We start from the raw sequence: 19372 nt of genomic DNA on the forward strand, positions 1-19372 counted from the left end.
ACACCTTCGCACGACGGGCCCGGAAGCCGGACCCCCGGGAATGGACAACCAATCATCCCATGATTCTATGATGTGCGGCATGGTGAGTGAGGAAACGCGGACCGCGGACACCCGTACGGGGATGTCCTCCACCGAACGCGGTACGACCGCGCAGGCGGAGCCCCGCAAGGCGCCGCCCGCGCGCGCGTGGACGACCCGGCTGGTCGTCGCCGGCATCGTGCTGTCCGCGCTGAACCTCCGCCCCGCCATCACCAGCCTCGGCGCGCTCCTGGAGGAGGTCCGCGACGGGCTCGGCATGAGCGGCGGCGTGGCCGGGCTGCTCACCTCCGTGCCCCCGCTCTGCTTCGCCGTCTTCGGCGTCACCGCGGCCCGCCTGGCACGCCGCTTCGGTCCCGCCGCCGTCGTGTGCGCCGGCATGGCCGCCATCACCGCGGGCCTGCTGATACGGCCGTACGCGGGCGGCACGGCCGGCTTCCTGGTCTTCAGCGCCCTCGCCCTGATGGGCATCGCCGTCAGCAACGTGCTGATGCCGGTCATCGTCAAGCGCTGGTTCCCGGACCGGGTCGGCCCCATGACCGGCCTGTACTCGATGGCCCTCGCCCTCGGCACCTCCGCCGCCGCGGCCGTGACCGTGCCCGTGACCGGCGCGCTGGGCGGCGACTGGCACGCCGGGCTCGTCGTGTGGGCGGGCCTCGCGGCCGCCGCAGTGCTCCCTTGGCTGCCGCTGGTGCGCGAGCGGGGCACCGCGCCCGCACCGGAACCGGCGCGGGAACCGGAGCCCGCGGCCACCCGGCTGAGGATCACCCGCAGCCGCACCGCCTGGGCGCTCGCCGTCTTCTTCGGGCTCCAGGCGACCGCCGCCTACATCACGATGGGCTGGATGGCGCAGATCTTCCGGGACGCCGGCGTCGCGGCCGGCACGGCGGGCCTGCTCCTCGCCGTCACCATGGTGATGGGCGTGCCGCTGGCCTTCGTCATCCCGCGCATCGCCGCCCGGCTGCCCCACCAGGGGCCGATCGTGCTGGTCCTCGGCCTGTGCGGCCTCGCCGGGTACGCCGGCCTGTACCTCGCCCCGGCCGGCGGCGCCTGGGCCTGGGCGATCCTGCTCGGCGTCTCCAACTGCGCCTTCCCGCTCGCGCTGACGATGGTCGGCATGCGGGCCCGGACCGGCCCGGGCGTCGCCCAGCTGTCCGCGTTCGCGCAGAGCACCGGCTACCTGATCTCCGTCCCCGGCCCGCTCCTGGTCGGCGTGCTCTACCAGCACAGCGGCGGCTGGGGGCTGCCGATCGCCCTGATGGCGGCCCTGATGGTGCCGCAGATGGCGGTGGGCGTCCTGGCGGGCCGGGACCGCACGGTGGAGGACGAGGCGGCGCGCTAGGCGGCCGCCGGGCGGCCCCGTGCGCACGGGCGCGGGCCGGGGTGCGAGACTGGGCGCATGCAGCCTGTGCTCGACCCGAACCCGCAGAACGGCCAGAAGAAGATGCTGCTCGTCTTCGGCGCGTTCTTCGCCATCTTCGCCGTCATCGCCATCATCGCGACCCTCGTCTCGCCGTGAGCGTCGCCCGGCCGTGAGAACCGCACGCCGACCTGGCCTGTCGCGGCGGACGGTGGGGGCAGCCCCACCATCCCCTAGGGGGCCAGGGTCAGGGTCAAGTGGGTGGCTCTCCGGATGGGGCGGCGGCCGCGGATTGCGTAGCTTCGAGTGGTGACCGCGGCACGCGGCCAGAACCACCCGGAGACCCACGGAGGCGACCATGCCGGCCCGCACGCACCCCCGGCCCCACCCGGCGCGCCCGGGCAGCGTCGACATCCGGCTGCCCTGGTGGGCGCTCGCGCTGCCCGCCCTCGGCTTCGTCGCCCTGCTCACCCTGATACTGAACCCCTCGGACGCCCATGCGGCGAGCGGCGACCCGGCGGTCACCCAGCTGCTCCTCGAGCGCGTGCAGCAGTTCCTCGCGCGCTGATCCGGCGCCCCCGCGCGGGAGTGAATGCGCCGGTCGTTTCCCCATGTCAACTCCCTGCGCCACATGGCCTGTTTCGTGCGAAGCTGGGTGCCATGAGCGTCGCAGAACCCCGCAGGATCGTCCTCTTCCGGCATGCGAAAGCCGACTGGCCCCAGGTGTCCGACCATGAGCGCCCGCTCAACGAGCGGGGCCGCAAGGACGCCGCAGTCGCCGGACGCAAGCTGGCCGACACCGGCATCACCTTCGACCTGGCCCTGTGCTCCACCGCCGTGCGCACCCGCGAGACCTGGAAGCTCGCCGTCCACGAACTCGCGCACCGGCCGAAAACCGTCTACGAGGAGCGGGTCTACGAGGCCTCGCCCGGCGAGCTGATCGCCGTGCTGAACGAGATCCCGGACGACGTGCAGACCGTGATCCTGACCGGGCACAACCCGGGCGTGCACGGCCTGGCGGAGGTCCTGGCCGGCGACGCCGGGGACGACACCCGGCAGCGGATGAACAGCCGGGGCTTCCCCGCCGCCGCCTTCGCGGTGCTGACCTTCGACGGCCCCTGGAAGAGCCTGGAGCCGGGCACGGCCACCCTGGCGGACTACTGGGCACCCTCCGAGTGACGACACGCGTCGCGGAGCATGCGGCAGGGCCCGGCACCACGGGTGGTGCCGGGCCCTGCGCGTACCGGGTCACGGGGACCCGGGGTCAGCCCTCGTCGTGCGTGTCGGCCGCCTCGACCTCTTCACGGGTGACGCCCAGCAGGTAGAGCACCGTGTCGAGGAAGGGGAAGTTCACCGCCGTGTGAGCGGCCTCGCGGACCACCGGCTTGGCGTTGAAGGCGACCCCGAGCCCGGCCGCGTTCAGCATGTCCAGGTCGTTGGCGCCGTCCCCGATCGCCACCGTCTGCGACAGCGGCACCCCGGCCTCGGCGGCGAACCGGCGCAGCAGCCGCGCCTTGCCCGCGCGGTCCACGATCTCGCCGGTGACCCGGCCGGTCAGCTTGCCGTCGACGATCTCCAGCGTGTTGGCCTGCGCGAAGTCCAGCCCGAGCCGTTCCTTCAGATCGTCCGTGACCTGGGTGAAGCCCCCGGAGACGACGCCGACCTGGTAGCCGAGCCGCTTCAGCGTACGGATCAGCGTGCGCGCGCCCGGTGTCAGCCGGACCTCGTTGCGCACCTTGTCCACCACCGAGGCGTCCAGCCCGTTCAGCAGCGCCACGCGCGCGTGCAGCGACTGCTCGAAGTCCAGCTCCCCGCGCATCGCCGCCGCCGTCACCTCGGCGACCTTGTCCTCGCAGCCGGCGTGCGCGGCGAACAGCTCGATGACCTCGTCCTGGATGAGGGTGGAGTCCACGTCCATGACCACGAGCCGCTGGGCGCGGCGGTGCAGGCCCGCCGAGACCACGGCGACGTCGACACCCAGTGCCGCGGCGTCCGACGCCAGGGCCGTGCGCAGCGGCTCGGTCTCCACGCCGGAGACGGCGAACTCCACCGCGGTCACCGGGTACTTGGCGAGCCGGAAGATACGGTCGATGTTGCCACCGGCCTTGGCGATCCGGGCGGCGATGGCCGCCGTCGACTCGGCCGTCAGCGGATGGCCGAGCACGGTGACCAGCGAGCGCCCGAGACCGCGCGGACGGTTGTCGCCGTGGCCGGAGATGATCTCCGCCTGCATCTTCACCGACTCGGCCCAGCTGTGCACGGTCGCCCGCAGATCGCCCTCCAGGCCGGCCGGCGGCTGGGTGACCAGCGCGCACAGCACCAGGCGGCCCCGGGTGACGACCTGCTCGATGTCGACCACGTCGACGAGGTAGGCGGCAAGGGTGTCGAAGAGTCCGGCCGTGATGCCCGGCCTGTCCTTGCCGAAGATCTTGACGAGGAGAGTGGGGACCTCGGAGGTCTGCGAAGCGCTCATGGTGTCACCACCGTATCCGGCACCCAGTGCCGTCCGCCCGCGAGGTCCGCCTGACGGACACGGAACAATGGGTGTCCACCCGATGTCGGGAACCAGGCCTCCCGGCGACCTCCGCCGCCGGCCCGGCCCGGTTCTACGACGACTGTGCCATGCCGCCGGCCGCGGAGGGAGCCGGAGCGCGCCACTGGACCCGGCCGGCGCCGGGGTGTGACCAGGGGCGGCGACGCCGGGCCGGGGCCCGGCACCCTGGGAAGGCAGCCGGACGACGCACGGCCGCCTGCCGGGTGGGCCAGGAGCGGACGGTCCCGCGGGCGGCCGGGCCGGGCAGCGCGCGAAGCCCGCAGGCGCGGCCTCACCTCCTACCGATCGGGTCCCGCCCTCACCGTCCACGCCTCCGTGGTGGGGCAGGCGGGGGAGGCGGTGGCGGTCCCTCGTCGGACGCGTTCCGGGCGCGGCGCTGAGGCGGAGTGTCCGGAAGCGGGCCGATCGGGCGGGTGATGGTGGGGGCGCCGTACACGTCGTTGCCGGGGGAGGGCGGCCGCGCGTCCTCCGGTTCCGGCCGAGGTACCTCCGGCAGCCGGAGGTAGGGGTTCGTGTCGGGGTTCGGCGGCCGGTACGGCCTGCTCGGGGCGTACGGCCCGGCCTCGCCGCCGTACCCCGGACGCCCGGGCACCCCACCGCCGTATCCGGAGCCGTCACCCCCGTCTCCCCCGTCAGCCACAGCTCCGCCCGTGTCCCGCCCCGGCCACACGGCCCTCGTTCCCGCCGCCCCCACGGCCAGGGCGAGCAACGCCCCCACCGCCCCGGCACCCGCGCCCCACACCGCCCCCAGCAGCAGCGCCATGCCCGGGTGCCCGTGCAGCTCGATGCCCGCGCCGAACGCGTCGAAGCCCAGCACGGACAGCGAGGCGTGCACCGAGACGTCCGCCAGCCAGGCGAGGAACGGCAGCGCGAGCGCGCAGACGGTCCCCAGCCGCAGCGCGCAGCGCCCGGCGAAGCCCGCCGCGCCCGTGCCGCCGCCCACCGGTGTCCGCACCGCCGTCAGCACCCCCGCCAGCAGCATCATCAGCGCCGCGGCCACGAGCAGCAGCCACACCCGGCCGTCGAGCCCCGCCAGGCGGCCCAGCGTGACGGGCCGGCCGGACCCCGTGCCCAGGAGCCGGTCCAGCGGATGGGGCAGCACCGTGCCCAGGGCGCCGCTGGCCCGGCCCGTCCAGGGGACGAACAGGCCGAGGAGCACGCCGAGCCACACCCCGTTCGGGGCCCCGAGCAGAGCCGCGCCGGCGATCCGCCCGGGATGGTCGTCACCGAGCGCCGCGTAGCCCGCCGCCGCGAGCCCGGCCGCCTCGGCCACCAGCAGCACGGTCACGAGCGCCGAGACGGCCGGCCGCACCGTCCGGTGCACGGCGTCCCAGCCGGGCGGCAGCGGAGTGCGCCGGGAGGCCAGCAGGGCGATCAGCAGGACCCCGGCCGACCAGCCGAGCCCGCCCAGCAGCGTGGGCGCGGTGTCCACGGTGAAGCCGACGGCGGCCTTCGCGTGGATCAGGTCGCCGATCCGGTCCGGCAGCAGCCCCCCGACGTCCCCCAGGCCGGGGACGGTCAGGCCACCGCCCTTGCCGCCCCCGCCGGTCAGCCGGTCCAGGCCGAGCGAGCCGCCGTCGATGGTGACGACGTCGTGCCCGGCCCAGGCGAGACCGCCCAGCACCGCCACGAACAGCGCGACCACCATCCCCGCCCGGGCGAGGAGTTCGGACGGGGCGACCACAACTCCGGCCGTGCGCAGCGACCGCAGGAAGAACCACGACAGCAGCAGGGCACCGACCAGGCTCACCCCGAGTGGCGTGATCTCGACGGCCGTGTGCGCCTGAGCCCCTTTCAGTCCAAAGGCGGAGACATCGCCCGACGGCGACACCGAACCACCCGCACCGAGGGCCACAACAGCCGCTGTCATGGGGCCCAGTGAGCCCGCAGCGTCCGCCCGCAGCAGATGCAGACCGAGCGCGGCCGTGCCCGCCATCCCCATCAACGCCCAGCTCACGGAGGCGATGGCGGACAACAGGATGTCGGCCCACGGCAGCGCACCGCCGTGCCGTGCGGTCCCTGCGCCCCTCGCAGCGCTCATGGCAGACCCCCCGATCCGCGGCGCGGCACCACAGCCGCGCTTGTCCCCCTCGCGGGGGATTACCACTCTCCGCCCCGGTTTCAACCCCGTCAACGGGGCGGGCCGGAGCGCGCACCGGCGCTCGACGCAAGGCCCGGCTTTCGGTCAGGGGGGCGAGCCTGAAATAGTTCCCCCCGATGTTCGACATCCCTAGACTCCCTGCGATGGGGGTAATTCGGGGGACAACTCAGTGGGGCATGGAGTGCCGGAACTCGTACTGGAATCAAACGGACGGACCTGGACGCTCGACCCGTCCAGGCCCTACACCCTCGGCCGCGATCCGCAGGGTGACATCGTCTTCGACGACGCCAGGGTCTCCTGGCGACACGCCACGGTCAGCTTCGACGGCCGCAGTTGGGTCATCGAGGACCACGGCAGCACCAACGGCACGTTCGTGCGGGGGCAGCGGATCCAGCGGACGGAGATCGGTCCCGGCTCGTCGCTGCACCTCGGCAACGCCACCGACGGACCGCGCCTGAACCTCTCGGGCGCCACCGTGGCCCAGCCCCAGCAGCAGCCGCAGGGCGCGCCGTTCGCCGCGCAGGGGGCGGGTCCCGGCTGGGCGCAGCCGCAGGTCCCGCACCAGGCCGTGCCGCAGCAGGGCCCGCGGGCCGACTGGCAGCAGCCGCCGCAGCAGCCCTCGCCGTTCCCGCAGCAGCAGAACGGGCCGGCCGAGGGACTCGCGCAGAAGACGCCCGGTGGCGCGGCGGGGGCGCCGCCGGTCTACGGCGACCGCAGCCCGACCACGTTCCACCAGTTCGCCGTCGGCCGCGTGATGCGCATCGGCCGTGCCCTGGAGAACGAGCTGGTCGTCTCCGACCTGCAGGTCTCCCGGAACCACGCCGAGTTCCACTCGACGCCCGACGGCCGCTTCGAGATCCGCGACCTCGGCTCGCACAACGGCACGTACGTCAACGGCCAGCCGATCGCCAAGGGCGGCTCGGTGCTGCTCGGCCCGAGCGACATCGTCGGTGTCGGCCACTCCACGTTCCGCATCGTCGGCGACCGCCTCGAGGAGTTCGTCGACACCGGTGAGGTCTCCTTCTCCGCCCGCCACCTGACCGTCACGGTCGACGGCGGCAAGCAGATCCTGAAGGACGTCTCCTTCGGCGTCCCGGAGAAGTCCCTGATCGCGGTCATCGGCCCGTCCGGTTCCGGCAAGTCGACCCTGCTGAAGGCGCTCACCGGCTACCGGCCCGCCAACCAGGGCGAGGTCCTCTACGACAACCGGAACCTGTACAAGCAGTTCGCCGAGCTGCGCCAGCGCATCGGTCTGGTCCCGCAGGACGACATCCTGCACAAGGAGCTGACCGTCAAGAAGGCCCTGAAGTACGCGGCCAAGCTGCGCTTCCCCGCCGACACCACGGCCGCCGAGCGCGACGCCCGCATCGACGAGGTGCTGCGCGAGCTGAAGCTCGACATCCACAAGGACAAGAAGGTCACCTCCCTGTCGGGCGGCCAGCGCAAGCGCGTCTCGGTGGCCCTGGAGCTGCTCACCAAGCCGTCGCTGATCTTCCTGGACGAGCCGACCTCGGGCCTCGACCCGGGCATGGACCGCGACGTCATGCAGCTGCTGCGCGGCCTCGCCGACGACGGCCGCACGGTCCTGGTGGTCACCCACTCGGTGGCCGAGCTGGCGATCTGCGACAAGCTGCTGGTGATGGCGCCGGGCGGCGCGGTCGCCTACTTCGGCCCGCCGGAGGAGGCGCTGAACTTCTTCGGCTACGACAGCTGGGCCGACGTCTTCTCCGCCTTCGAGAACTACCGCGACTACGACTGGGCGGGCCGCTGGAAGGGCTCGCAGCACTACCAGATGTACGCCGCGGACATCGACGCCGTCGCCCCGCAGTCCGTACACATGCCTCCGCCGCAGGCCATCAAGCCGCCCAAGCCGCAGGGCTGGGGCTCGCAGCTGATGACCCTGATCCGGCGGTACGTGTCGGTCATCGCCTCCGACAAGGGCTTCCTGGCGCTGACGGTGATCCTGCCGGCCGTGCTCGGCGCGGTCAGCCTGCTCATCGACCACAACCGGGGCCTGCTGGTGAACGCGGCGGTCAACCCGAGGACCGGGGCGCACGTCCCGAACGGCACGGCCACCACCGTTCTGCTGATCCTCGCCGTCGGCGCGTGCTTCGCGGGCGCCGCGAACTCCGTCCGTGAGCTGATCAAGGAACGGGTCATCTACGAGCGGGAGCGCGCGACGGGCCTGTCCCGGTCGGCCTACCTGATGTCCAAGGTCGTCGTCCTCGGGGCCGTGACCGTGCTCCAGGGCCTGATGGTCGGCGTGATCGGCTTCTCCAGCCGCGAGATCCCCGACCGGGGGCTCGTCCTCGGCGGCTCGACCCTGTTCGAGCTGTGCGTGCCGATCATGGCGCTCGGCTTCACCTCGATGATGGTCGGCCTGGTGATCTCATCGCTGGTGAAGACCGCCGAGAAGACCATGCCGCTGCTGGTGATGTTCGCGATCATCCAGGTCGTCTTCACCGGCTGCCTCTTCACCCTGCACGGCACGCTCGGCGTCAACGAGTTCTCCTACCTGATGCCGTCGCGCTGGGCGGTGGCCGCCGCGGGCGCCACGCTGGACTTCAACAACATCGCCCCCAACACCGACGACCCGACCAGCACCGACCCGCTGTGGAACCACGCGGCCTCGGCCTGGGGCGTCGACATGGTCATGCTGGTCGTACTGGGTGTGGTCTGCGGCTTCTTCGTGGCCCGGTTCCTGCGCCGGCACGAGCCGGAGGTCATGCGGAAGTAAGGGCCGTTGCACAGCGCGAAGGGCGGCATCCCCCCGAGGGGTGCCGCCCTTCCGCGTCACGTCAGAGGTCCGCGCCGGCCTCAGTACGCGCTGTTGACCTTGTCGATCGAGCCGTACTTGTCGGCCGCGTAGTTGGCGGCGGCGGTGATGTTGGCGACCGGGTCGTAGATGTTCCACGAGGTGCCGGAGACGTGGTACGCGTTGAAGGTCGGCGGGATCACCTGCAGCAGACCCTTCGACGGGATGCCGTTGACCGCGTTGACGTCCCAGTCGTTGATGGCCCGGGGGTTGCCCGAGGACTCCCGCATGATGTTGCGGTGCAGGCCGTTGTAGCTGCCCGGGATGCCCTTGGAGTGCATGATGTCCAGCGCCTGCCGGATCCAGCCGTCCAGGTTGTCGGAGTAGGTCTTCGCGGCGACCATCTGCATCGCCGGGCGCTGCGCGGAACGGCTCGCGGCCTCCTTGGCGGTGCGCTCCTGCGCGGCCTTCCGCGCGGCGGCGTCGGCGGCGGCCTTCCGCTTCGCCTCGGCCTGCTGCCTCACCTGGGCCTGCTTGCGGGCGACGGCCTGGTCGGCGGCCTTCTTGCGGGCGGCGATGTCGTCGAGCTTGACGGTCTGGCCGGCGAGCTGGCCGGTGAGCGAGCCCCGGACGTCCTGGACCTGGGTGGCGGCGGCGACCTGGGCGGTCGTGGCCGGGGAGCCGGTGGTCACGGTCTCGGCACTGCTGGGAACGGCCGAGAAGGCGAGGGCGGCGGCACCGAGGGTGCTGACACCGGCGATCGCGATCTTGTGCTGCTTCGTCAGGGTGCGACTGAGACGGCGATTGAGGATGTTCTTGGGCATGGCGTGATGGACCTCTTCGAGATAGCGCGGAGGTCGCTCCTGCGTCCGCCGGGGGAATCGGCTCCTCCCACACGAACGCCGCGGGGGAGAACCCACGGCGCTGAGCGACGGAAGCAATTCTTAGCGGCCGCAAAATGGCCAGGCAAAGGTGTGACGTACGATCCCGCATAGTGGATCAGGGAGGGGCAAAACGGGACAGACCAGGCTGTCTGTCCCGTTCATATAGGGCCGGTTTATCTCCTATGCCCGTTCGTACGTGATGTGGCTCCTATGCGCGGGCTCACATCGGCGGCGCGTTGGTCTCACCACGAGTTGCCGCCGCAACGCACTCAGTGAGGATCCTCCCCGGGGAGCACGAGATGCACGTCGCCGAACTCGTGCCACAGATAGCGCCCGCGCAGCGCCTCCTCGTAGGCGCGCGCGACCGCCGCCCGCCCCGCGACCGCCTCGAGCATCAGCAGGTGCGAGGCCCGCGGCTCGTGCAGCCCGGTCAGCAGCCCGCCGACCGCGCGTACCCCGCGCTCGGGCGTCACCACCAGGTCGGTCCACCCATCGGCCGCCCGCACCACCCCGTCCGGCCCCACCGCCGACTCCACGGCCCGCACGGCCGTCGTCCCCACCGCGATCACCCGCCCCTCCCCGGCCCTCCCGGCGTTGATCAGCCGCGCCGACGCCTCCGGCACCGCGAACCGCTCCGGGTACGGCGGCTCGTGGGCCTCCGCCGACGCCACCCCGGTGTGCAGCACGACCGGCGCGAACCCCACCCCGCGGCTCACCAGCTCCGTCACCAGCCGCGCGGTGAACGGCCGGGCCGCACTCGGCATCTCCGCGCTGCCCGCCCGAGCACCGGGGCCCTTGGGCGTACACCGCACGCCCGGGGCCCACGGACCGGGGTGCCCTACCCCACCGGTCCTAGGCCCAGCGGCCCAGGGCCCCCGCCACCGGCCCGATCCGCCCCGCCGCAGCCCGCCGGTACCGTGAGCACATGAGTCACGGCCCCCGGTCCGGCCTCGCCGCGGTGAGTTCCGCGCTGCTGGCCATGAGCAGGCACCTGGAGGTGCGCGACGTCCTGAAGACGATCGTCGCCTCCGCCCGCGAACTGCTCGACGCGCAGTACGCCGCCCTCGGCGTCCCCGACGACCACGGGGGCTTCGCCCAGTTCGTCGTCGACGGCGTCAGCGACGCCCAGTGGAAGGCCATCGGCCCGCTGCCGCGCCGGCACGGCATCCTCGCCGCGATGCTGGACGAGGCCCGCCCCGAGCGCCTCGCCGACGTGCGCAAGGACCCCCGCTTCGAGGGCTGGCCGGCCGCCCACCCCGACCTGGCCGACTTCCTGGGCCTGCCCATCCGCGACGGCGACGAGGTCATCGGGGCCCTGTTCCTCGCCAACAAGCGCTGCCCCAAGCCCGCGGGCACGTGCGGCTTCACGCAAGAGGACGAGGAACTCCTCTCCATCCTCGCCCAGCACGCCGCCATCGCCCTCACCAACGCCCGCCTCTACGAGCGCAGCCGCGAACTGACCATCGCCGAGGAACGCTCCCGCCTCGCCCACGAGCTGCACGACGCCGTCAGCCAGAAGCTCTTCTCCCTGCGCCTGACCGCCCAGGCCGCCGCCACCCTCGTCGACCGCGACCCCGCCCGCGCCAAGGGCGAGCTGCAGCAGGTCGCGGCGCTCGCCGCCGAGGCCGCCGACGAACTGCGCGCCGCCGTCGTCGAGCTGCGCCCCGCCGCCCTCGACGAGGACGGCCTCGTCGCCACCCTGCGCACCCAGATCCAGGTGCTCGACCGGGCCCACAGCGCGCGCGTGACCTTCACCGGAAACGGCTTCCGCGCGCTGCCCGCCGCCCAGGAGGAGGCCCTGCTCAGGGTCGCCCAGGAAGCCCTGCACAACGCCCTGCGCCACTCGGGCGCCGCCCACGTCGACGTCACGGTGGACCGGCGCGGCAGCGGCGCGGTGCTGCGCGTCACCGACGACGGCGGCGGCTTCGACCCGCGGTCCGTCCGCCGCGCCGGACGCCATCTGGGCCTGGTCTCGATGCGGGACCGGGCGAGCGGGGTCGGCGGCACGCTGACCGTGGAATCGGCGCCCGGCAAGGGCACCACGATCGAGATGGAGGTCCCCGGTGGCTGACGCGATCAGGGTGCTGCTCGTCGACGACCACCAGGTCGTCCGCCGCGGCCTGCGCACCTTCCTGGAGGTCCAGGACGACATCGAGGTCGTGGGCGAGGCCGCCGACGGCGCCGAGGGGGTCGCCCGCGCCGAGGAACTGCGGCCCGACGTCGTCCTCATGGACGTCAAGATGCCGGGCACGGACGGCATCGACGCCCTGCGCCGGCTCCGGGAACTGGCCAACCCCGCGCGCGTGCTCGTCGTCACCAGCTTCACCGAGCAGCGCACGGTCGTCCCGGCCCTGCGCGCGGGCGCCGCCGGATACGTCTACAAGGACGTGGACCCCGACGCCCTGGCCGGCGCCATCCGCTCCGTGCACGCCGGGCACGTCCTGCTCCAGCCCGAGGTCGCCGGCGCCCTGCTCTCCCAGGAGGAGACCAACTCCGGACAGGGGAGGGGGGGCTCGCTCACCGAGCGGGAGCGCGAGGTGCTCGGCCTGATCGCGGACGGCCGCTCCAACCGCGAGATCGCCCGCGCCCTCGTCCTGTCCGAGAAGACCGTCAAGACGCACGTCTCCAACATCCTCATGAAACTCGACCTCGCCGACCGCACCCAGGCCGCGCTGTGGGCCGTACGCCACGGCGTGACCGGCTGAAACGCCCACCCCAACGCCTCACCGGCGGCGACGCGAAAGGTTCCGCTCCGGGCTGAGATTCATACGGTCGTGGGAATGTAACCCGGATGGCGCATCCTCCGGCGATCTCCGGCGTTCTCCAGTGCGTGCTGCGGCGATCGCCGCGGTGAACGCTCAGGAGGGGTTGGAAAGTGAAGAACCTGAAGAAGGCGGCGGCCGTGACGATGGTGGCCGGTGGCCTGGTGGCCGCCGGTGCGGGGATGGCCTCCGCCACGGACGGGGCCTGGGCGGGCGGCCAGGCCCACCACTCTCCGGGTGTCATCTCGGGCAACGTCGTGCAGGCCCCGGTCCACGTCCCGGTGAACGCCGTCGGCAACACCGTGAACGTCATCGGCGCGCTGAACCCGGCCTTCGGCAACCTGGGCCTCGACCACTGAGCCCCGGCCGTCCATGACCCAGGCCTCCCGAGTGCACCGGGAGGCCTGTCGTGTCCCGCAACGCCGGTCGCCGGCCGCCCCTCACCGGGCGCCGCGCTCCCGCTCCTCCACCAGCGAGTTGTACGCCGCCACCTGCGCGCGCCGGGCCGTCCGCTCCACGGGCCGCAGCGCCTGCGACCGGGCCGCCATCTCCGAGGAGCTGACCGCACCTCCATGCCCGCGGTCGTGGGCCAGGGACACCAGCAGCCCCACCCGCTGCGCCAGCTCCAGCACCCGCACCGCACGCGGCGGATACCCCGGCGCCAGCACCTCACGGCCACGCTCGGCCCGCGCCCGGTACGCGTCGATCGCCGCCTCCGCCACCGGCCCCGACCCGGCGACGTCCAGCTTCGACAGCACCTCGGTCGCGTCCCGGAGGGCCTCCGCCAGCTCACGCTCCGCCTCGCCCAGCGAGGGCACGTCCGCGGGCGGCGCCTCCCGCACCGGCAGCACCTGCCAGACCACCTCGGCATGGACATCTCCGGCCGGCCCCGCCTCGTACACCTGAGGGACCAGCCCGAACGCGGCACCGAAGCAGACCACCGCCTCCTCGGCCTCCAGCGCCCGCGCGTTGAACTCCGGCGGCCCGCTCAGCCCCAGCGGATGCCCCGGCGCCGGCAGCGCCAACCGCAGCCCGGTCACCCCCAGCGCCCGCAGCCGCCCCAGCGCGAGCGTGAGCCCGACCTGCGCGGACTCCCCGGGCAGCCCCTCCACCCGGTGCACCGTGTCCCCGCCCACGATGGCGAGGGCGGCGTCGTCCGGCGAGACGTGTCCGGCCAGAAGGGCGTTTCCCCAAGCGGCGAGGCGTCCTGAACGCGGTTCCGAGAGCATGCCCCCCACCCTAAGGACCGGACCGATGGAATGGGGCGGGGCACTCGTGGCGTAGATTTCATAGGGGCTGCGCCCATCGGCGCGGCGGACCGAGCCACAGGCGTACGCCACAGCCGAGACCGGCACACTGCAAGGGGAGACAACGCGCTCATGAGCGATGTTCTGGAGCTTCAGGACGTATCCGTGATCCGCGAGGGCAGGGCCCTGGTGGACCAGGTCTCCTGGTCGGTGAAGGAGGGCGAGCGCTGGGTCATCCTCGGCCCCAACGGCGCCGGCAAGACCACCCTCCTGAACGTCGCCTCCAGCTATCTCTTCCCCAGCAAGGGCACCGCCACCATCCTCGGCGAGACCCTCGGCAGGCCCGGCTCCGACGTCTTCGAGCTGCGCCCCCGCATCGGCGTCGCCGGCATCGCCCTGGCCGAGAAGCTCCCCAAGCGCCAGACGGTCCTGCAGACGGTCCTCACCGCCGCCTACGGCATGACCGCCGGCTGGCAGGAGGAGTACGAGGAGGTCGACGAGCAGCGCGCCCGCGCCTTCCTCGACCGCCTCGGCATGAGCGACTACCTCGACCGGAAGTTCGGCACCCTCTCCGAGGGCGAGCGCAAGCGCACCCTCATCGCCCGCGCCCTGATGACCGACCCCGAGCTGCTCCTCCTCGACGAGCCCGCAGCCGGCCTCGACCTCGGCGGCCGCGAGGACCTGGTCCGCCGCCTCGGCCGGCTCGCCCGCGACCCCATCGCCCCCTCGATGATCATGGTGACCCACCACGTCGAGGAGATCGCCCCCGGCTTCACCCACGTCCTCATGATCCGCCAGGGCAAGGTCCTCGCCGCCGGCCCGATCGAACTCGAACTCAGCTCCCGCAACCTCTCCCGCTGCTTCGGCCTGCCGCTCGTCGTCGAACAGGTCGGGGACCGCTGGACCGCCCAGGGACTGCCGCTGTCCTGACGCCGGGTCCGCTCCCGTTCGCGCCCTGTCCGCCGTCCGGCCGCGGACCTACCATGACCATGTGAACGACATCGACGCATGGGTGTGGTGGCTCGTCGGCGCGGCGGCGCTCGGAATCCCGCTCGTCGTCACCGCCATGCCGGAGTTCGGCATGTTCGCGGTGGGAGCCGTCGCGGGCGCGGTGGTCGCCGGTCTCGGTTTCGACGTGGTCGTCCAGGTCCTCGCCTTCGTCGTCGTCTCCGTCGCCCTCATCGCCGTGGTCCGGCCCATCGCCGCCCGGCACGGCAGCCAGCGGCCCCGACTCGCCACCGGCGTCGACGCCCTGAAAGGCAGACAGGCCGTCGTCCTGGAGCGCGTCGACGGCTCCGGCGGGCGCATCAAGCTCGCCGGAGAGGTCTGGTCGGCCCGCGCCCTCGACACCGGCCGCGCCTACGAAGTGGGCCAGGAGGTGGACGTGGTGGAGATCGAAGGGGCTACCGCGATCGTCATCTGAGGTATCCGGCCCCCGAGTTGGGCAGCGGTCTGTCAGACTCGACCAGCAAGATCTTCAACGACAACAGGATCTGCCGAAGGTGCCGAGGCGGAGAGGGGTACGGGGAACCGATGGAACCGGTCATCATCGTCCTGGTCATTCTGGTGGTGTTGGTCTTCATCGCCCTGATCAAGACCATCCAGGTCATCCCACAGGCCAGCGCCGCCATCGTCGAGCGCTTCGGCCGCTACACGCGGACACTGAACGCGGGCCTCAACATCGTGGTCCCGTTCATCGACACCATCCGCAACCGCATCGACCTGCGCGAACAGGTCGTGCCGTTCCCGCCCCAGCCGGTGATCACCCAGGACAACCTGGTCGTCAACATCGACACCGTCATCTACTACCAGGTGACCGACGCCCGGGCCGCCACCTACGAGGTCGCCAGCTACATCCAGGCCATCGAGCAGCTCACCGTCACCACCCTGCGCAACATCATCGGCGGCATGGACCTGGAGCGCACCCTGACCTCCCGCGAGGAGATCAACGCGGCCCTGCGCGGCGTCCTCGACGAGGCCACCGGCAAGTGGGGCATCCGCGTCAACCGCGTCGAGCTCAAGGCCATCGAACCGCCCACCTCCATCCAGGACTCGATGGAGAAGCAGATGCGCGCCGACCGTGACAAGCGCGCCGCGATCCTCACCGCCGAAGGCACGCGCCAGGCCGCCATCCTCACCGCCGAGGGCGAGAAGCAGTCACAGATCCTGCGCGCCGAGGGTGAGGCCAAGGCCGCGGCCCTGCGCGCCGAGGGCGAGGCCCAGGCGGTCCGTACGGTCTTCGAGGCGATCCACGCCGGCGACCCGGACCAGAAGTTGCTGTCCTACCAGTACCTGCAGATGCTCCCGAAGATCGCCGAGGGCGACGCCAACAAGCTCTGGATCGTCCCCAGCGAAATCGGCGACGCCCTCAAGGGCCTGTCGGGCGCGATGGGCAACTTCGGCCCCCTGGGCGGCGGTTCGGGCAACGGCGGCGCCTCGGTCCCACCCCAGAACAACGGCCCGAGCACGGAACGCCGCGAGAAGCCGAGCATCGACTGAGGACCGCTTCACGACACCGGTTCCCCGCGCCCCGCAAGGGGCGCGGGGAACCGCGCGATCAGCCACGAACAACCGGCAGCCGCCACCGGAGAGCACCCGGCGGACGACTAGGCCGCATCCCGACCGAGCCACTCAGGCAGCGCACCGAACTCCTCCTGCCCCAGAGCCAGGAGCATCGCATCCGCCGGCGTCGGCTCGAACGGCTCTCGCAGCAGAGCCATCCCCGCCTCCTCGGGCGTCCGGTTCGCCTTGCGGTGGTTGTCCTCCGCGCACGCGGCCACCGTGTTCAGCCACGTGTCCTGCCCACCCTGCGACCGCGGCAGCACGTGGTCGACGGTCGTCGCCCTGCGCCCGCAGTACGCGCACCGGTGCCGGTCCCGGACCAGCACGCCCCGCCTCGACCACGGGGCTCGTCTTCGGAACGGCACCCGTACGTACCTGCAGAGCCTGATCACCCGGGGCGCGGGTATGTCCACATCGGCACCGCGCATGCGCAGTTCGGGGTGGGCCTGCTCGACGACGGCCTTGTCCGTCAGCACCAGAACGACGGCTCGGTTCAACGTCACCGTCGACAGCGGCTCGAAGCTCGCGTTCAGCACCAGCGTGTCACGCATCCAGCCCACCTCCCGTGTGCACCGGCCCACCCCCCGGCGGGCGCGGATCAACTCTGGACGGGCGCGCCGAGATGGACAACGCAATAAAAAGATGCCCGCCCCTGATCACTTCCAAGACCAGAGGCGGGCAAACGCTCCATGAACGCTCGGCTGAAACCGACCGGTGCGTCAGCTGCCGGTGTTCTCGTACTCCCCGATGAGCTGGGCGCGCGCGAGCGTGTGGAACCGCAGGTTGAAGCCGACGGCGGCCGGAGAGGCGTCCGAGTCCGGGCCGAGCTTCTCCTGGTCCACCGCGTACACCGTGAACACGTACCGGTGCGGACCGTCCCCGGGCGGCGGGGCGGCCCCGCCGAAGTCCTTCGACCCGTAGTCGTTCCGCGCGTGCACGGCGCCTGCGGGCAGCCCCTCGAACGCGCCGCCGCCCGCACCCGCGGGCAGCTCGGTCACGGACACCGGGATGTCGAACAGAACCCAGTGCCAGAACCCGCTGCCGGTCGGCGCGTCGGGGTCGTAGCAGGTCACGGCGAAGCTCTTGGTCTCCGCGGGGAAGCCCTCCCACCGCAGCTGCGGCGAGGTGTTGCCCTCCGCGTACACCTGAGCGCTCTTCAGCGTCGCACCCTCCTCGATGTCCTCGCTCGTCACCGTGAACGACGGCACGGGCGGGTGGAAGTCGTGGGGGAGCGGCCGCCGCTTGAGCTCGGTCACGTCGGTACCTCCTGATCGATGATCTGGAACCAGCAGTTCCCGAGCCTAGAACCAGTTCCGCTTGCTGCCGACCTCGGACAGCCACTGGTTGAGGTAGGCCGCCCAGTCGGTCCCGTGGAAGTCGTTCAGTCCCACCTGGAACGACCGGTAGGTGTCCGAGCCCTCGCTGAACAGACCCGGCTTCTTGTCCATCTCCAGGACGACGTCCATCGCGTGCTCGTCGGCCACGAAGCTCAGCTCGACCTGGTTCAGCCCCCGGTACTGCGACGGCGGGTAGAACTCGATCTCCTGGTAGAACGGCAGCCGCTGCCGGGTGCCCCGGATGTGGCCGCGCTCCATGTCCGCGCTCTTGAAGCGGAAGCCCAGCTGGATGAAGGCGTCCAGGATCGCCTTCTGCGCGGGCAGCGGGTGCACGTTGATCGGGTCCAGGTCGGAGGAGTCCACCGCGCGGGCGATCGCCAGCTCGGTGGTGACGCCGATGTTCATGCCGCGCAGCGACTGCCCGTCGATCATCGTGACCGGCGTCTCCCAGGGGATCTCCAGGCCGAACGGCACGGCGTGCACGGCGCCGGCCTGCAGCTCGAAGGCGCCGCCGAGCCGCACCTTGGTGAACTCGATGTCCTGCTTGTACTCCTCGTCGCCGCTCTCCACCTCGACACGCGCCTGCAGGCCGACGGACAGCCCCTCGATGTCCTGGTTCACGGACCCGCCCTGGATCCGCACCTCGCCCTGGACGACCCCACCCGGCACGACGTTGACCTCGGTGAGCACCGTCTCGACCGAGGCACCGCCGGCTCCGAGGCTCGCGAGCAGCTTCTTGAACGCCATTGACTCTCCCTTTACGAAGGACCCTCGATCCCTACAAACGCGCTCCGCCCCCGACCGGTTCCGCCCGGTGCCGACCCGGCCGCCGAACGGCCTGGACTACCCTCGGAGAGCATGATCGCGCCCCCGGACCGTACGCCACTGCTCCGTGACTTCTTCGACCGGCCCGTTCTGGAGGTGGCCCCCGACCTCCTCGGCCGCACCCTGGTCCGCGCGACGCCCGACGGCCCGATCGCCCTGCGCCTCACGGAGGTCGAGGCGTACGACGGCCCGAACGACCCCGGCTCGCACGCCTACCGCGGCCGCACCGCGCGCAACGCCGTGATGTTCGGACCGCCCGGACACGTGTACGTCTACTTCACCTACGGCATGTGGCACTGCATGAACCTCGTCTGCGGACCCGAGGGCAGGGCGAGCGGTGTCCTGCTGCGCGCCGGCGAGATCGTCGAGGGGGCCGAGCTGGCTCGCAGGCGCCGCGTTTCGGCCCGCAACGACAAGGAACTGGCCAAGGGCCCGGCCCGCCTGGCGACCGCGCTCGGCGTCGACCGGACCCTGGACGGGACGGACGCGTGCTCCTCGGGCGAGACGACGCTGCGGATGCTGACCGGGGCTCCCGTACCTCGCGACCAGGTACGCAACGGCCCGCGCACCGGGATCGCCGGCGAGGGCGGCGACGGGGACGTCCACCCCTGGCGCTTCTGGGTCGCCGACGACCCGACGGTCAGTCCCTACCGGGCCCACGTGCCCCGGCGCCGTCGAAGTTGACTCTGCGGTGGAAGGTGCGTAACGTAGCCCAAGCCGCTGAACCGGGTACGGCGATCGCCTGCAGCCGGAGCGGCCAACCCACTACCTAGCTACAACCCCTCGACGGGGTCGATTCCGACGCGCCCGCGCGCCCGAATTCGAATCCGTGAGACTCGATTATGAGTTGCCGAGGGAATCGGCTAACGTAGTGAATGTCGAAAGGGCGAACGGCGAAAGCCGAAAACCCCGAAGACACCCCGCCGACCGGGAATCAGACGCCGAAAGG

General features: G+C 72.1%; 19 protein-coding genes and 1 pseudogene. 12 read left to right on the top strand and 8 right to left on the bottom strand.

The window, feature by feature from the left end:
- Positions 1–121 precede the first annotated feature (121 nt).
- The 4 genes from AQJ66_RS31135 (at position 122) to AQJ66_RS31145 (ending at position 2575) form a co-directional block, all read left to right on the top strand.
- On the top strand, positions 122–1378 hold the full coding sequence (locus AQJ66_RS31135) for a CynX/NimT family MFS transporter (RefSeq protein ID WP_061928623.1): 1257 nt from the start codon (positions 122–124) through the stop codon (positions 1376–1378).
- 57 nt (positions 1379–1435) lie between these two features.
- Complete coding sequence (locus AQJ66_RS40725; RefSeq protein ID WP_279617346.1) at positions 1436–1555, top strand: SGM_5486 family transporter-associated protein; 120 nt, start codon at positions 1436–1438, stop codon at positions 1553–1555.
- Positions 1556–1754: 199 nt separating this feature from the next.
- Complete coding sequence (locus AQJ66_RS31140; protein WP_061928625.1) at positions 1755–1964, top strand: hypothetical protein; 210 nt, start codon at positions 1755–1757, stop codon at positions 1962–1964.
- Between the two features lie 92 nt (positions 1965–2056).
- Positions 2057–2575: a SixA phosphatase family protein gene (locus AQJ66_RS31145; protein ID WP_061928627.1), complete on the top strand. Its 519-nt coding sequence runs from the start codon at positions 2057–2059 to the stop codon at positions 2573–2575.
- Between the two features lie 85 nt (positions 2576–2660).
- On the opposite strand, the gene serB is transcribed toward AQJ66_RS31145, so the two are convergent.
- Positions 2661–3869 carry a phosphoserine phosphatase SerB gene (gene serB / locus AQJ66_RS31150; RefSeq protein ID WP_061928629.1) on the bottom strand — a complete coding sequence of 403 codons (1209 nt, stop codon included), beginning with the start codon at positions 3867–3869 and terminating at the stop codon, positions 2661–2663.
- Between the two features lie 379 nt (positions 3870–4248).
- A complete protein-coding gene (locus AQJ66_RS31155; RefSeq protein ID WP_061928632.1) occupies positions 4249–5991 on the bottom strand; it encodes a streptophobe family protein in 1743 nt (580 codons plus the stop codon).
- A gap of 241 nt (positions 5992–6232) precedes the next feature.
- Here AQJ66_RS31155 and AQJ66_RS31160 point away from each other — a divergent pair, with 241 nt between their 5' ends.
- On the top strand, positions 6233–8788 hold the full coding sequence (locus AQJ66_RS31160; RefSeq protein WP_061928634.1) for an ABC transporter ATP-binding protein/permease: 2556 nt from the start codon (positions 6233–6235) through the stop codon (positions 8786–8788).
- Between the two features lie 80 nt (positions 8789–8868).
- On the opposite strand, the gene AQJ66_RS31165 is transcribed toward AQJ66_RS31160, so the two are convergent.
- Both AQJ66_RS31165 and AQJ66_RS31170 read right to left on the bottom strand, forming a co-directional pair.
- Positions 8869–9630 (bottom strand): transglycosylase SLT domain-containing protein, encoded by a 762-nt coding sequence (locus AQJ66_RS31165; protein WP_061928636.1) that lies wholly within the window; start codon positions 9628–9630, stop codon positions 8869–8871.
- 329 nt (positions 9631–9959) lie between these two features.
- Positions 9960–10469 (bottom strand): annotated as a pseudogene (locus AQJ66_RS31170) (S-adenosylmethionine:tRNA ribosyltransferase-isomerase); the annotation flags it as partial.
- Between the two features lie 146 nt (positions 10470–10615).
- On the opposite strand from AQJ66_RS31170, the gene AQJ66_RS31175 reads away from it, so the two are divergent.
- The 3 genes from AQJ66_RS31175 (at position 10616) to AQJ66_RS31185 (ending at position 12811) form a co-directional block, all read left to right on the top strand.
- On the top strand, positions 10616–11761 hold the full coding sequence (locus AQJ66_RS31175) for a GAF domain-containing sensor histidine kinase (protein WP_061928638.1): 1146 nt from the start codon (positions 10616–10618) through the stop codon (positions 11759–11761).
- A complete protein-coding gene (locus AQJ66_RS31180; protein WP_061928639.1) occupies positions 11754–12395 on the top strand; it encodes a response regulator in 642 nt (213 codons plus the stop codon). The genes AQJ66_RS31175 and AQJ66_RS31180 overlap by 8 nt, the downstream gene beginning before the upstream one ends.
- 170 nt (positions 12396–12565) lie before the next feature.
- Positions 12566–12811: a chaplin gene (locus AQJ66_RS31185; protein ID WP_061928641.1), complete on the top strand. Its 246-nt coding sequence runs from the start codon at positions 12566–12568 to the stop codon at positions 12809–12811.
- A gap of 81 nt (positions 12812–12892) precedes the next feature.
- Here the strand turns inward: AQJ66_RS31185 and AQJ66_RS31190 are convergent, their stop codons facing one another.
- Positions 12893–13681 carry a hypothetical protein gene (locus AQJ66_RS31190; protein WP_061928643.1) on the bottom strand — a complete coding sequence of 263 codons (789 nt, stop codon included), beginning with the start codon at positions 13679–13681 and terminating at the stop codon, positions 12893–12895.
- Positions 13682–13831: 150 nt separating this feature from the next.
- On the opposite strand from AQJ66_RS31190, the gene AQJ66_RS31195 reads away from it, so the two are divergent.
- The 3 genes from AQJ66_RS31195 to AQJ66_RS31205 all read left to right on the top strand — a co-directional run bounded on the left by AQJ66_RS31195 (position 13832) and on the right by AQJ66_RS31205 (position 16198).
- Positions 13832–14629: an ABC transporter ATP-binding protein gene (locus AQJ66_RS31195; protein WP_061928645.1), complete on the top strand. Its 798-nt coding sequence runs from the start codon at positions 13832–13834 to the stop codon at positions 14627–14629.
- A 61-nt stretch (positions 14630–14690) separates the two neighbouring features.
- The gene (locus AQJ66_RS31200) at positions 14691–15122 is read left to right on the top strand and encodes an NfeD family protein (protein WP_061928647.1); all 432 of its coding nucleotides are present in this window, start codon (positions 14691–14693) and stop codon (positions 15120–15122) included.
- Positions 15123–15232: 110 nt separating this feature from the next.
- Positions 15233–16198, top strand: a complete 966-nt coding sequence (locus AQJ66_RS31205; RefSeq protein ID WP_061928649.1) for an SPFH domain-containing protein — start codon at positions 15233–15235, stop codon at positions 16196–16198.
- Between the two features lie 107 nt (positions 16199–16305).
- On the opposite strand, the gene AQJ66_RS31210 is transcribed toward AQJ66_RS31205, so the two are convergent.
- The 3 genes from AQJ66_RS31210 to AQJ66_RS31220 all read right to left on the bottom strand — a co-directional run bounded on the left by AQJ66_RS31210 (position 16306) and on the right by AQJ66_RS31220 (position 18345).
- A complete protein-coding gene (locus AQJ66_RS31210; RefSeq protein WP_061928651.1) occupies positions 16306–16812 on the bottom strand; it encodes an HNH endonuclease in 507 nt (168 codons plus the stop codon).
- 168 nt (positions 16813–16980) lie between these two features.
- Complete coding sequence (locus AQJ66_RS31215) at positions 16981–17517, bottom strand: YbhB/YbcL family Raf kinase inhibitor-like protein (protein ID WP_061928652.1); 537 nt, start codon at positions 17515–17517, stop codon at positions 16981–16983.
- A gap of 45 nt (positions 17518–17562) precedes the next feature.
- Positions 17563–18345: a sporulation protein gene (locus AQJ66_RS31220; protein ID WP_061928654.1), complete on the bottom strand. Its 783-nt coding sequence runs from the start codon at positions 18343–18345 to the stop codon at positions 17563–17565.
- A 111-nt stretch (positions 18346–18456) separates the two neighbouring features.
- Between AQJ66_RS31220 and AQJ66_RS31225 the strand changes: the two genes are divergently transcribed.
- Positions 18457–19107 (top strand): DNA-3-methyladenine glycosylase, encoded by a 651-nt coding sequence (locus AQJ66_RS31225; protein WP_061928657.1) that lies wholly within the window; start codon positions 18457–18459, stop codon positions 19105–19107.
- Positions 19108–19372: the final 265 nt, after the last annotated feature.

The sequence above is a fragment of the Streptomyces bungoensis genome (assembly GCF_001514215.1).
GTDB lineage: Bacteria > Actinomycetota > Actinomycetes > Streptomycetales > Streptomycetaceae > Streptomyces > Streptomyces bungoensis.